13 protein-coding genes and 1 tRNA gene are annotated in these 12,935 nt (G+C 69.8%); 6 read left to right on the top strand and 8 right to left on the bottom strand.

The window, feature by feature from the left end; all coding sequences use genetic code 11:
- Positions 1-15: 15 nt before the first annotated feature.
- Together araD and lhgO are read left to right on the top strand one after the other, a co-directional pair.
- Positions 16-1,707 (top strand): L-arabinonate dehydratase, encoded by a 1,692-nt coding sequence (gene araD, locus H958_RS0103800; RefSeq protein WP_196807187.1) that lies wholly within the window; start codon positions 16-18, stop codon positions 1,705-1,707.
- 8 nt (positions 1,708-1,715) lie between these two features.
- Complete coding sequence (gene lhgO / locus H958_RS0103795) at positions 1,716-2,915, top strand: L-2-hydroxyglutarate oxidase (protein WP_037409234.1); 1,200 nt, start codon at positions 1,716-1,718, stop codon at positions 2,913-2,915.
- A 185-nt stretch (positions 2,916-3,100) separates the two neighbouring features.
- Here the strand turns inward: lhgO and H958_RS0103790 are convergent, their stop codons facing one another.
- On the bottom strand, positions 3,101-3,925 hold the full coding sequence (locus H958_RS0103790; protein WP_028057682.1) for an alpha/beta fold hydrolase: 825 nt from the start codon (positions 3,923-3,925) through the stop codon (positions 3,101-3,103).
- Between the two features lie 281 nt (positions 3,926-4,206).
- Between H958_RS0103790 and H958_RS0103785 the strand changes: the two genes are divergently transcribed.
- From H958_RS0103785 to H958_RS0103775, 3 genes are all read left to right on the top strand, one after another.
- A tRNA-Thr gene (locus H958_RS0103785) sits at positions 4,207-4,279 on the top strand.
- 103 nt (positions 4,280-4,382) lie between these two features.
- Positions 4,383-5,582, top strand: a complete 1,200-nt coding sequence (locus H958_RS0103780; RefSeq protein WP_322090760.1) for a DUF4062 domain-containing protein — start codon at positions 4,383-4,385, stop codon at positions 5,580-5,582.
- 108 nt (positions 5,583-5,690) lie between these two features.
- Positions 5,691-6,974, top strand: coding sequence for an ATP-binding protein (locus tag H958_RS0103775; protein WP_037409231.1), 1,284 nt, complete (start codon positions 5,691-5,693; stop codon positions 6,972-6,974).
- A gap of 67 nt (positions 6,975-7,041) precedes the next feature.
- Here the strand turns inward: H958_RS0103775 and H958_RS0103770 are convergent, their stop codons facing one another.
- From H958_RS0103770 to H958_RS0103760, 3 genes are all read right to left on the bottom strand, one after another.
- Positions 7,042-7,680: a metallophosphoesterase family protein gene (locus H958_RS0103770; RefSeq protein ID WP_028057679.1), complete on the bottom strand. Its 639-nt coding sequence runs from the start codon at positions 7,678-7,680 to the stop codon at positions 7,042-7,044.
- A 90-nt stretch (positions 7,681-7,770) separates the two neighbouring features.
- On the bottom strand, positions 7,771-8,640 hold the full coding sequence (locus H958_RS34785; RefSeq protein WP_051323781.1) for an HNH endonuclease: 870 nt from the start codon (positions 8,638-8,640) through the stop codon (positions 7,771-7,773).
- Between the two features lie 186 nt (positions 8,641-8,826).
- Positions 8,827-9,030: a cold-shock protein gene (locus tag H958_RS0103760; RefSeq protein WP_028057678.1), complete on the bottom strand. Its 204-nt coding sequence runs from the start codon at positions 9,028-9,030 to the stop codon at positions 8,827-8,829.
- A gap of 367 nt (positions 9,031-9,397) precedes the next feature.
- Between H958_RS0103760 and H958_RS0103755 the strand changes: the two genes are divergently transcribed.
- Positions 9,398-9,703 carry a DUF1841 family protein gene (locus H958_RS0103755; protein WP_028057677.1) on the top strand — a complete coding sequence of 102 codons (306 nt, stop codon included), beginning with the start codon at positions 9,398-9,400 and terminating at the stop codon, positions 9,701-9,703.
- Here H958_RS0103755 and H958_RS0103750 read toward each other — a convergent pair.
- From H958_RS0103750 to H958_RS34775, 4 genes are all read right to left on the bottom strand, one after another.
- A complete protein-coding gene (locus H958_RS0103750; protein ID WP_028057676.1) occupies positions 9,700-10,929 on the bottom strand; it encodes a hypothetical protein in 1,230 nt (409 codons plus the stop codon). The genes H958_RS0103755 and H958_RS0103750 overlap by 4 nt on opposite strands.
- Before the next feature lie 63 nt (positions 10,930-10,992).
- Positions 10,993-11,187 carry a hypothetical protein gene (locus H958_RS0103745; protein WP_028057675.1) on the bottom strand — a complete coding sequence of 65 codons (195 nt, stop codon included), beginning with the start codon at positions 11,185-11,187 and terminating at the stop codon, positions 10,993-10,995.
- Between the two features lie 445 nt (positions 11,188-11,632).
- On the bottom strand, positions 11,633-12,031 hold the full coding sequence (locus H958_RS49320; protein WP_456064416.1) for a DUF3024 domain-containing protein: 399 nt from the start codon (positions 12,029-12,031) through the stop codon (positions 11,633-11,635).
- A gap of 464 nt (positions 12,032-12,495) precedes the next feature.
- Positions 12,496-12,935: DDE-type integrase/transposase/recombinase (locus tag H958_RS34775; protein ID WP_156027664.1), on the bottom strand; the 440-nt coding region annotated here is incomplete at its 5' end.

The following is a 12,935-nucleotide window of genomic DNA, read 5'->3' as shown; positions in this document are numbered from 1 at the left end:
GCGTAGATTGTGGGTGTGGGAGACCTGCGCAGTCATCGCTGGTACGGCGTCGACGACCTCCGGTCGTTCGGCCACCGCTCGCGGACGCTTCAGATGGGCTTCGACCGGGAGGACTTCGCCGGCAAGCCGGTGGTCGCGGTCGTCAACACCTGGAGCGACATCAATCCGTGCCACACGCATCTGCGCGACCGGGCGGAGTCGGTCAAGCGCGGCGTCTGGCAGGCGGGCGGGTTCCCGCTGGAGATCCCGGCGATCTCGCTCAGCGAGCCGTTCATGAAGCCCTCGACGATGCTCTACCGCAACCTGCTGGCGATGGAGACCGAGGAGCTGCTGCGGTCGTATCCGTTCGACGGCGCGGTTCTGCTCGGTGGCTGCGACAAGACGACGCCGGCGCTGATCATGGGCGCGGTCTCGTGCGGCCTGCCGTTCGTGTACGTGCCGGCCGGGCCGATGTTGCGGGCCTCCTACCGCGGCGGCGTGCTCGGTTCCGGCTCGGACGTGTGGAAGTACTGGGCCGAGCTGCGGGCGGGCCGGCTCACGCAGGAGGAGTGGGACGAGATGGAGTCCCGCATCGCCTCCTCGCCGGGGCACTGCATGACGATGGGGACGGCCTCGACGATGACGGCGGCGGCGGAGGCCCTGGGCGTCTCGCTGCCGGGCGCTTCGTCGATTCCGGCCGCCGACTCGGCCCATCCGCGGATGGCGGTCGAGTCCGGGCGCCGGATCGTCGAGCTGATCCGCTCAGACGGCGTCGAGCTGAGCGCCGAGCACTTCGAGAACGCGATCACGGTCGTGCTCGCGCTGGGCGGCTCGACGAACGCGGTCATCCATCTGATCGCCATGGCCGGGCGGGCGGGGGTGCCGCTGTCGCTCGCGCGCTTCGACGAGCTGTCGCGGTCGGTGCCCGTGCTCGCGAACCTGCGGCCGTCCGGTGCCTACCTGATGCAGGACTTCTTCGAGGCCGGCGGGCTGCGGGGGCTCATGTCGCGGCTGCCGCTGCACGACGTCCCGACGGTGTCGGGGTCCTCGCTGGCCGAGAACCTGCGCGGCGCCTCGGTGTACGACGACGACGTGATCCGGCGGGTGGAGAATCCCCTGCTGGCCGAGGGCGGGCTCGCGATCCTGCGCGGGTCGCTGGCTCCCGACGGCGCCGTGATCAAGCACTCGGCCGCGTCGGCGTCGCTGCTCTCGCACGTCGGGCCGGCGGTCGTCTTCGAGGACTACGACGACATGAACGCCCGCATCGACGATCCCGACCTGGACGTCACGCCCGACTCCGTGCTGGTGCTGCGCCACGCCGGACCGCTCGGGGGACCGGGCATGCCGGAGTGGGGGATGCTGCCGATCCCGAAGAAACTGCTCCGTGCCGGCGTTAGTGACATGGTGCGTATCTCCGATGCCCGCATGAGCGGGACCTCCTACGGCACGTGCGTCCTGCACGTCGCCCCCGAATCCTTCGTCGGCGGCCCGCTGGCCCTGGTCCGCTCGGGCGACATGATCGCCCTGGACGTCTCCGGTCGGCGGCTGGACCTGCTGGTGGATGACGCCGAGCTGGACGCTCGCCGCTCCTCCTGGACGCGCCGTCCTCGCCCCGCCATGCGCGGATACGAGCGGCTCTTCTTCGATCACGTCACGCAGGCCAACGAGGGCTGCGACTTCGACTTCCTGCACGGCGCCGGCGGCGTCCCCGAGCCCGCGATCCATTGAGCGGCGGCATGGACGGGCCCTGGGACGTCGTCATCGTCGGAGCCGGCATCCTCGGGCTCGCCACCGCGCGCGAGCTGCTGCGGCGCAACCCCGAGGCGCGGCTGCTCGTGCTGGAACGCGAGTCCTCGATCGCCGCCCACCAGACCGGCCACAACTCCGGCGTGATCCACGCGGGGATCTACTACACGCCCGGGTCGTTGAAGGCGCAGCTGTGCGTGAGCGGGGCCCGGGAGCTGTACGACTTCTGCGACCGGCACGGGATCGCGTACGAGCGCTGCGGGAAGCTGATCATCGCGCTGGACGAGTCCGAGCTGCCGGGGCTGGAGGAGTTGCACCGCCGGGGCGTGGCCAACAGGGTTCCGGGGCTTCGGCGCCTGGGGGCCGCGGAGCTGCGGGAGATCGAGCCGTACGCGACGGGGATCGCCGCGCTGCACTCTCCCGCCACGGGGATCGTGGACTTCGGGGCGGTGGCGCGGGCCATGGCGTCCGAGATCACCGCTGCGGGCGCCGTCGTGCAGACGGGCGTCGCGGTGCGGTCGTTGTCGCGCTCCGGCGGGACCACCGTGGTGCAGACGTCGGCCGGCGCGATCCCGGCGGCGCGCGTCGTCGCCTGCGCGGGCGCATGGTCGGACAGGCTGGCCGAAGCCTCAGGCGAGGCACCGGACCCGCGGATCATCCCGTTCCGCGGCGGCTACCTGCGGCTGCGCGAGCCCGCCCGCCACCTCGTCCGGTCGCTGATCTACCCGGTCCCGGACCCGTCCCTGCCGTTCCTCGGGGTCCACCTGACCAAGCGGTGGGATGGCGAGATCTGGCTCGGCCCCTCGGCGCTCCTCGCCCCGTCCCGCACCGCATATCGGCTTTCGTCCATCTCCCGCCGCGATCTGGGAGACACGCTCCGCTACCCGGGAACCTGGCGAATGGCCCGCAAATGGTGGCGAACCGGGCTCACCGAGCTCCACCTCGCCGCCAACCGCCGCGCCTTCGTCGCGGCCTGCGCCCGCTACGTCCCGTCGCTGTCTCTGGCAGACGTCACCGACGGGCCCGCGGGCATCCGGGCCCAGGCGGTGGCGCGGGACGGCAAGCTGCTCGACGACTTCGCCTTCGCGGACGGCGGGGGCGTGCTGCACGTCCGCAACGCGCCCTCGCCGGCGGCCACCTCCTCGCTCGCGATCGCAAGAGTCATCGCCGACCGCCTAGAGGCCACCTGAACCCGCTACCTGCGTCCCCGCGGGATGCCGTCCGGGCCCGCGGCATGGAAGGTGAAGGTCCCGCCGAGCTGGGCCGTGGTCGGCGCCGAGGATCGCGCGATCGCGCCGGACACCCAGCGCCACGTGGCCGAGTGCGCGCGACAGGCCCGTCGTTCGGCCGAGAGGCCGGCGACGGCGCGAGTCGCTCAGGACTGCAGGAAGGTCAGCACGTCGGCGTTGATCGTCTCGGCCTGCGTCGTCGGCATGCCGTGCGGGAATCCCGCGTAGGTCTTCAGCGTCCCGTTCTGCACGAGCTCGGCGGACAGCGGCCCGGAGTCGGCATAGGGGACGATCTGGTCGTCATCACCGTGCATGACTAGGACCGGCACCGTGATCTGCTTGAGGTCCTCGGTGAAATCGGTCTGGGAGAAGGCGACGATGCCGTCGAAGTGCGCCTTCGCACCGCCCATCATCCCCTGGCGCCACCAGTTCTCGACGATCGCTTCCGATGGCTCCGCGCCGGACCGGTTGAAGCCGTAGAAGGGACCGGCCGCCAGGCTGCGATAGAACTCGGACCGATTGGCGGCCAGCTGGGCCTGGAGATCGTCGAACACGCTCTTCGGCAGCCCGCCGGGATTGGCGTCGGTCTGCACCATCAGCGGGGGAACCGCGCTGATCAGCACCGCTTTGGCCACCCGGCTCTCACCGTGCCGTGCGATGTAACGCACGACCTCGCCGCCACCGGTGGAGTGTCCGACGTGAACGGCGTTCTCGAGATCGAGATGGGCGGTCAGCGCGGCCAGATCATCGGCATAGTGGTCCATGTCGTGCCCGTCGCCGGTCTGGGTGGACCGCCCGTGCCCCCGCCGGTCGTGGGCGATGACGCGATAGCCGTGATGGAGGAAGAACAGCAGCTGGGTGTCCCAATCGTCAGCCGAAAGCGGCCAGCCATGGCTGAAGACGATCGGCTGGCCCGAGCCCCAATCCTTGTAGAAGATCTCCGTCCCGTCGGTGGTCGTGATCGTGGACATGCGCTCCTCCGCTGGTCCGGGCGTTGTCGCCGATGCGTCCGCGATGGCAGCCTAACGAGTCCCTCGTGCCACATTCCGCCCGCGTCTCGAGTCGCGTCGCCACGCTCGGCGAAACGGTCGGAGACCTGCCACCTGCGCAAGCGCCGCCGCGTCTACACTGCATCCCGCATGAACCCGCTGTTCGCATCCCTCTCGGTTGCCGCCCGCAGCACCACGGCAGTACGGGAGTCCCGCGCGCCTCTCCGGCCAACGCGACTAGGATGCGAACTCGCAGGTCTTTCGCCCTCTTAGCTCAGTTGGTAGAGCACTTCCATGGTAAGGAAGGGGTCGCCGGTTCGAGTCCGGCAGAGGGCTCTTGCGAAGGTCCCGGAAACGGGACCTTTTTCTTTGGGCGGCTCCGGAGGCGGTGGCGCGTTGGCGCTATCTGGGCCGCGTTTGGGCCGCATACCGGAAGTAAGTGCCTTCAGGCGGTGCCGACCGGTCGTCGAGCGATCATGGCCTGGTGGCACTGATCGTCGATACAGCGTCCGCCAGTCGCCGTCTCGAACCGGCGGAGTTCGCACGCTGGGCGGCGACGCGGACGGTGTTCCTCTCGAGCGAGATGCGCGAGCTCGGCGCGCTCCGCGAAACGGTCACGGCGCGACTCCGCCAAGCGGGCTTCTTAAGTGTGATGTTCGAGGATCTCGGCGGCCGCGACGAGGACGCGGAACGCGCCTACCTCGAGGGCGTCGCTCGCTCCGACATCTACGTCGGGGTGCTCGCCGACCGCTACGGCACGATGCTCGCGAACGGGCGATCGCCGACGCATGCCGAGTACCTCGAGGCGCGGCAGCGCGGGAAGCGGATCTCGTTCTGGCTCCATCGCGAAGCGGCGAACCGGCAAGGGCACGCGGCCGACTTCGCGCAGGAGGTCCAAACGTTCCATACCACGGGGTCGTACCGAGACGCGGACGATCTTGCGGATCGGCTGCTCGAGCGGCTTGCCGAGATCGGCGCAGACGACGAAGCGCCGTGGATCAAGATCGGCGACGTATGCCTGCGCGCGTCGCGGTTCCGTGACGAGGGGGGCTCGGTGATCATCAACGCCGAAGTCCGAGACGTCGGTGTGTCGCGCGCGCTCGAGGCAATGCGAACCGATACCTGGGGTCGTCTGAGTACCGTCCCGATCGCCACCTCGGAGCGAGCGGGCGAGGCGACGGTCGAGAGCGTCGTCAACGAGATTCGTAGCGCATCCGTTCGCGAGGTCGAGCTCACCGCCGGCGTGGCTTGGGGCGAGGGCCGGGGTGGATCCCTGGAGGCGAGCTTCAACGGACTGTCTCCTGACGACCAGGTCGGGGTCGGTCTCCGTGTCGGGCTGCTCGGCGAGTCGCTTCCGCGGCAGATCAGCCACGGGTTCGAGTCCATGATCGACACGACGGACCCCCTCGCTCCGCTGGACGGACTCGTGCTCACGGCCGCCGTCGAGGAGGCCGTCGGCCGGCTCCTGCTCGCCGAGCGGCTTCTCGCTCCGGGCAAAGCCTCGTATATCGATCGCTTTGCGCTGGGTCCTTCACACGTGGGTCATCGCCGGCTGGAGCTCGTCTACGTCGAACCGCGTCGATACGCGAACGTCGAGCCGGGAATCCGGCGAATCGAAGGCGTCCGTCGCGTCCGCTGAGTCAGCTTCCGGCTTGCCGCAGATGCCCTTTCAAAACTGACGAAGTTACCCCTTGGCAGCTGCCGCAAATGGCCTTTTGAGAATGACGTTCTGGTACCGTAGGTCGCGATGAGCGCGGTCGTTCCGTACCGGCGGCGTGTGGTCGACGACGAACTCGACCAACTTCTCGGCAGCCTTCCCGCGATCGCGCTGGAAGGACCAAAGGGCGTGGGGAAGACGCGCACCGCCCTAGAGCGTGCCCGCACAGTCCATCGCCTGGATGATCCGGCCGAACTGGCGGTGGCGCAGGCGGATCCACGTCGCCTGCTCGAAGGTGCGCCGCCGGTGCTGATCGACGAATGGCCGCGGCTCCCAGAGGTGTGGGATCTGGTGCGCCGCGCCGCGGACGACGGAGCGACGCCGGGGAGCTTCCTTCTGACGGGATCGGGCATTCCCGACCCGCCGCCGACGCATTCGGGTGCCGGCCGGATCGTCAGCGTCCGCATGCGTCCGCTTGCGCTGAGCGAGCGCCTTGGGGGATCGAGTGTCAGCCTCATCGAGTTGCTTGCAGGTACGCGGGCGCCCGTGACGGGGACTACCCACGTCGGATTGAGCGATTACACCGAGGAGGTGCTCGCCTCGGGCCTGCCCGGTCTACGCTCGCTTTCCGGTCGCGCGCGGCGCCTTCAGCTCGAGGGCTATCTGCAACGGATCGTCGATCGAGACATCCCCGACGACGCGGGCGTCTCCATTCGCAACCCCGCCGCCTTGCGGCGCTGGATGACCGCGTACGCCGCAGCCTCGTCAACGACCGCCTCGTTCGAGACGATCCGCGACGCCGCAAGCGCGGGCCACGACAGCAAGCCGTCCAGGAACGCCACGCAGGCCTATCGCGATGCACTCGCGCGCGTGTGGGTGCTCGATGAAGTGCCGGCGTGGATCCCGAGCAACAACCGCCTCAGCGAGCTCGGCCAGGCGCCCAAGCACCAGCTCGCCGACCCGGCGCTTGCGGCACAACTGCTGGGCGTCCAGGCTTCCACGCTCCTATCCGGCGCGAGCTCCGGTCCGACCGTGGCTCGAGATGGCACGCTGCTCGGCGCCCTGTTCGAGAGTCTCGCCACGCAATCGCTACGTATCTACGCCGCTCACAACGAGGCCAACGTGAAGCATCTCCGCACGGCGCGCGGGAGGCAGGAGGTGGACCTCATCGTCGAGCGCGCCGACGGCGACGTCGTGGCGGTCGAGGTGAAGCTGACCCGGACCGTGTCCGATGGCGATGTGAGGCATCTGAGGTGGCTCAAGGACAAGCTCGGCGACCGTGTGCTCGACCAGATCATCATCACGACCGGCCCGCAGGCCTACCGCAGGGAGGAGGGGATCGCGGTCATCCCCTTGGCGCTCCTCGGCCCGTGAGGGACGTACGACAATCTTGTCGTCGCGAGCTATCCATGGGCCGACGGACTGTGATCGGCCTCTCGGATCAGAGCTCGATCTCGAACACCGGATTGACCGGCATGTACTCCTCATCGACGAGCGAGGCATTGATGATCTCCGTCGCGCCGAGGCGATAGCGGCCGTAGGCGGGGTGGATGTGACCGCAGACCATCAGGCACGGTTGAACGCGATCGAGCGCCGCGGTCATCGCGGTCGAGCCGACGTGTTCCTCCCGGCCGGTGCGGTCCCCGTAGCCGTGCGGCGGACCGTGCGCGACGACGATGTCGGTGCCGGCCGGGATCGCGTCGAACTTCGACGCGAGGAACGCCTCGCCGTCGCGGCGCGGGGCGTTGAACGCCCAGTCGAAGAACCACGGCTGCCAGGGCGTGCCCCAGATTCGCAGTCCGAACAGCTCGACGCCCGCGTCCTGGAGATAGCGGCACCGCAGCCCTTCCGGGACGCCCCATGCCTCGATCGACTGGTCGTGGTTGCCGGCGACGAGCACGATCTCGCTCGCCGGCGCGCGCTCGAGCCAGTCCTTGAACTCGCCGGCGAGGAAGGCCTGCTTGGCGACGAGGTCGCCCTTGAAGGCGAACGACACGTCGCCGGCGATCAGGAGCAGGTCGCACGCGGGGACTTCGACCAGGTGCTCGTGGAGGTCGGAGATGCAGACAATCGTCGTCACGGACGAGCAAGCATGCCGATCGTTCGACGACGCGAAAGACCAATTTCGGGTTCGAATCTGTAATCGAAACGCGATACAGCGGTACGCCCGTCAAGCCGCCGCGCGCGCGAACCGCTCGAATCGTGCCTCCAGCCGCGTGGGGTCGGGTCTGTCCTCCGGTCGGCGCGGCACGGCGATGGGCGCGCCGTGGAATCCCTGCAGGCCGGTGCGGAGCATCGGCCCGTCGGTCTCGTCGAGCAGCCGGCGGGCGATGTGCACGACGCCGTTGGGGTCGATGCCGAGGACGTTGCGGTCGAACGCGAGGTGGTGGATCGCGCACAGCGCGAGGCCGTTGACGACGGCGGCGATGCCCTCCGGCTCGATGTCGGGAACGATGTGCGCGGCCTGGACGAGCGAGCGCTCGCGCAGCGCGCAGATCGCGCAGCGGTGGCGATAGGCGCGCATCACCTCGAGTTTGAAGCGCTGCTGGTGGAGCCGGATGCGCGTCTCCGCGGTCGTGTACGCGCGCATGTCCGGTCCGGATACGAGGCCGCCAGGCTGCATGTCTTGGGTCGGCAATCCGGGCTCCAAGACCACGGTTCGGGCGGCCGGGTCGTCGGCCGTGACGAACATCGGGGCGATGACGAGGTACTGGCTCGGCGCGAGTCCGCGGAAGTAGACGAGCGGGGTTTGCAACTCGTAGGCGGCGCGGAGCGCGCGGTTGTCGGGCTGGTCGATCGGGCCGGCGCGATACGCGTACGTGAACAGCGTGCCCGCCTCGTCGAACCTGTCGGCGTATGGGTCGTTGAAGGAGGTGTAGAGCGTCAGGGCGGCTGGCCCACGCTGGATCCGTGCGCGGTGGATACCGCGCTGAAAGGAGCCGAAGCTCACGCGCTCGCCGCCGAAGATGAAGCCCTCGCGGAGACGGTCGCGGGGCACCAGGTCGTCGTAGGCCTGTGTCAGCTCTCGCGCTCGCGTCACCGCGGCTTGCCTGAGCGAGAGATCGGGGTCTACAGCGGCCACCGCGCAACTGTGCCTGAGTGCCGAGCTCGCCGCAACGAGAGCGGCGGACTCGGCCCTCGCGGCTGGGCGCGGGCGTGTCGAGCAGCGCGCTCCCGCCGGCGGCACGATGTGCCCGACCGGCGGGACCTGCGACGAAGGAGGGTGCTAGAGCGTCTGCACGTTCGTCGCGTTCGGGCCCTTGGGCCCGTTCTCGGCGTCGTAGCTGACCTTCGCGCCCTCGGCGAGCGACTTGAAGCCGTTGCCGGCGATGCCCGTGTGGTGCACGAACAGGTCCTTGCTCTGGTCGTCGGGCGTGATGAACCCGAAGCCCTTGTCGTCGTTGAACCACTTCACGGTTCCGGTTGCCATATGAGTTCCTCCCGGGGAGGTTGTGTGCTGCGAAACGCGGGAGGTGCTAGAGCAACAACTACGGACGCTGGCACTGCTTCGCCGAACTGACAGTCCGGCACGATGGAGATGAGTTTAGCGTGGCCGCGTAGCATCGGGTCGATGGAACCACCGCTGCCCGGCCTGCGGCCAGTACGCCAGCAAGGCACTTGAGGGTCCCAAGCACGAGTGGGAATGCCGTAACGAGGCGTGCCCGGAGTTCGGTCAGCCGGTCAGCGACGACGAGGCGCCGGACGGCGATCGCGCTCGCCGGCTCGCGTTCGCGATCCCGCCGATCGAGCAGGCGCCCGCCGGCCTCGACCCCGCCGACGAGGACGATCGCTCGCTGTTGCTCACGGCGGCTCATCCCGAGCTCGACAGCGGCGTGGAGACGGCGATCGTCGGCGGGGAGCAGATGAACCCGCGGCTCCATCTCGTGTTGCACGAGATCGTCGCCAAGCAGCTCGTGGACCTGGACCCACCGGAGGTGTGGGAGACGGAGCAGCGGCTACGCCGGCTCGGCTACCGCCGGCACGAGATCCTGCACATGCTCGGCGCGGCGATGACCGGCGAGATCTGGCACGCGCTGCATGAGCAGCGCGATTACGACCGCGAGGCGCACCTCGTCGCGCGGCGCGCCAACCGTCGCCGTTAGATCGTCGTCGCCGGTCCGAGCGCTCTCGCGCGCAGGCCGGTGTGCAGCGCGCTCCGCCCGACCTCCGTAAGCCGGCGATCCTTCCAGCGCTGGCCGGTCACGATCCCGAGCGGCTCGGCGCGAGCGAGCGCCTGGCCGATCGCCGCGCCGGTCTGGTGGATGCTCGGTCGCGCCGCTCCGGCATGCCAGCCCTCGGCGAGGATGACCGGGTGGATCTGCTCCGCGAGCCGCTCGATCTCGACCGGTTCGCCGGCGAGCAAGAGCGCGGCCGTGAGCTCGCCGACGCTCGCGTCGAACGTGTCGCCGGCGAGCAGCGCCGTCGCGCATGCTTCGAGCAGCGCCGCCGGCGTGAGCTTGCCCGCGCGCGACGTGGCGACGACCCGGCGGCCGGTGCGGCGCAGCAGGCGCATGCGCCGCAGCAGGTGGTGCAGGTGGAGCAGCGGCAGGATCTCGGCTTCCTGGTTGGGCGGACCGAACAGCTCCGCGTCCCACCAGTCGGGCCAGCGCTCGACCGCCTCGCGCACGAGCGCGCGGCTGAGCGCGCCCGTCTGCGTGAGCGCCAACCCGTCTCCCGCGCGCTCCAGCAGCCAGATCGCGGGCGCGAGCGCCGAGGCGGCCGCATCGTCGTCGACCGGCGGTGCTGGGGCCGCGATTTCGTCGGCCACGCGCTCGAGGATCGGTCGGCGCGAGCGCCAGCGCTGGAGCCGCTCGGCGTGGATCGAGTCCAGCCGCCCGTCGGCCGCGAGCGCGGCGGCGACCACCGCCTCCTGGCGCCGGCGGAAGCCCGGCGTCCCAGGGCGAAGGGCGCCGTCCTCGAGCGCGACCTCGAGCGCCGATGCGACGTCGTCGCGTACCTGCGCCTCCTCGAGCCCCATCACCGAGCCCCACGTGAGCTGCGCGGTGTCCGGCGGCTCAAGTCCTGAGGCTTCGAGCAGCTTGTGAAGCTCGCGCGGTGCGGCCGGATCGTCGCGCTCCCACAGCTCGAGCATGCGGCCGGTCTCGGGCGCGTCGCACAGCGCGGCGTAGGGCACGCCGAGCAGGGCGAGCAGCCGTCCGAGCGCCGCGGCGGCCGCGCGCTTGGCGTCAAGCGGCGCCAGGTACTTGGTCGGCAGCTGGTACCAGAGATAGAGCTGGAGGTCATACCGGCGCAGCCGCAGCGGTCCCTCGCCATCCCAGCCGAACCAGCCGAGCGCGCCTTCGGCATCGATCGCCGCGTCGCGGTCCATGCGCGCGAGGGCGCGCCGAAGTGACACCGCCTCAAGCGTTGCCGGCACACGGGCTCCTGAGCGTCAACGGCTCCCCACCGCTGTCAGCAACTCCTCGGCCAGCGTCCGCGTCGATGCGCCGATGATCCCCGGATTCTCGAGCCCGACGAACGCCTCGCGCACGAGTGCCACCCCGAGCGCGTCGGCCCCCGTGTAGAGCGCGCGGAAGTAGTCCAGGGCCTCGCGCGTCACACCGCCGGCGCGAGCGTCGGCCAGCAACTCCCGGAAACGTCTCGGCGAGCACATCGGTCTCACTTGCTCGAAGCAGCCGGAGCATGTCAAGAGTGTCTTTGGGTTTCATTCGCCTCGGGGCGAGCTCCATTCGCTCGCCCAGCTTGTGCGCCTTGGCCACGAGCAACGCGGCCACGCGTACCTCGACGGTTCGATCGTCGTCGGGCGCGAGCGCTCCGAGCGTGAAGTTCCGATGATCGACGAGCGCGGCCTCGAGGCCACGGGCCTTGCGGGCGGCGCGACTGCCATGCGGCCCGAGACGGGCGCCGCGCCGGCCGGCGCCGCCGAGCGTCTCGCGGACCATGAGGTCGACCTCGATGCGATCTGCGCTCCAGTAGATGCCGGGTTGTGCGCCACGCGGTGTTCTCCAGGATGGCGCTATTTCCGTGATCGACGGGAAAGTGCTGGAAGCGGAAACTCGGTGGGCGTCGGCTCAGCCCCAGAAGATGCCGGTGGGGTCCTCGCCGATCTCGGCCAGCAGCGGTCCGACGTCGGGCGCCGGGCGGACGTTGTCGTAGAGGAACCAGCGCTCGTTGCGATCGGCGGCATAGAGCGACCACGTCCGCGACCGCTCGTCGTACCGCAGCTGGGCGATCTTCATGCTCGACCAGCCGGGCCCGACCAGTTCACTCCAGGGCGGTCGCCGCTCGATGATCGTGATGCTGTTGCGCGGGTCGAGTGCTCCAGGCGGATCTCGTCGCGAGCGTGCTCGGGGACGCGATTCTCGCAGAACAGCGAGACGTGACGGACCGCGTCGTCTCGGACGGCCGCCGGCATCGGCATGCCGGCACCGTAGATCACGGCCGCCGCGCTTTGTAACGAGTCTGCGCATTCTGCGGCGGTTCGCCGGTTCGAGCGCTACCGTCGCAACGTCAATCGAAGAAGTGCCCCGGCGGCGCGCCAACGCCCCGGGGCCGGCAGAGGAGGGATTAGCTCCTATGCAGTCGGAACGTATCGCCGAAGCGTCGGCGTTGTCGGGCAACGTGCGCGGACTCGGGGTCTGCGACGCACTGCGGCTTGTGCTGTTCCCGGGACAGCTCTCGCACCTGATCGAGGCGGTCGAGGCGCTCTGCCGCTCGCTCGAGCAAGAGGTGCCGTCAGACAAGACCACGTACGAGTTGCGTCTCGTGGGACTGCTGCAAGACCAGCTGCCGCCTGGGCACACGCTGCAGCCGTTCGCGTTCATCGGTCCGGCGCATCTCATCCGCGACCTCGTCTCGTCGAGCATGCGCGCGGCCGCCGCGGCGCTCGTCGATGCACTCGGCGACTGGCGTGGACCCCGTTGGCGTTGTCAGGTCAGGCCGCTGGGGTTAGCTGGTCGTCGTGATCTTGCCAGGTGGCGGCGACCTCGCGTGGGGTGCGATAGGCCAGCCGGGAGTGGGGTCGGTGGTGGTAGCGCTCGACGTAGGCGGCGATCGTGGCGCGGGCCTGGTCGAGCGTCTCGAACTCTTCGCGCCAGACGCAGCGCTGCTTGAGCTTGGAGAACCAGGTCTCGATGAAGGCCTGGCTCTCGGGGTCGCGGTAGCCGCCGCGGCGGTGCCTGATCCCCAGCGCATGCAGGCGGGCGCGGAACGCGCGGGAGGTGAACGCGCTGCCGTTGTCGGTGCCGAGCGTCAGCCGTCCGGGTTCGATCCCGCGCTCGGCTGCCGCGGCCTCGATCACAGCGATCGCTTCGGGCGCGCGGCAGCGAACGTCGAGCGCCCAGCCGGTGATCTCGCGCGTGCAGCAGTCGATCG

Origin of the sequence: Candidatus Solirubrobacter pratensis (genome assembly GCF_000425945.1) — a bacterium.
GTDB classification, from domain to species: Bacteria; Actinomycetota; Thermoleophilia; order Solirubrobacterales; family Solirubrobacteraceae; genus Solirubrobacter; species Solirubrobacter pratensis.
Note: the sequence above shows the minus strand (reverse complement) of the source record. Positions and strands in the feature narration are given on the sequence as shown.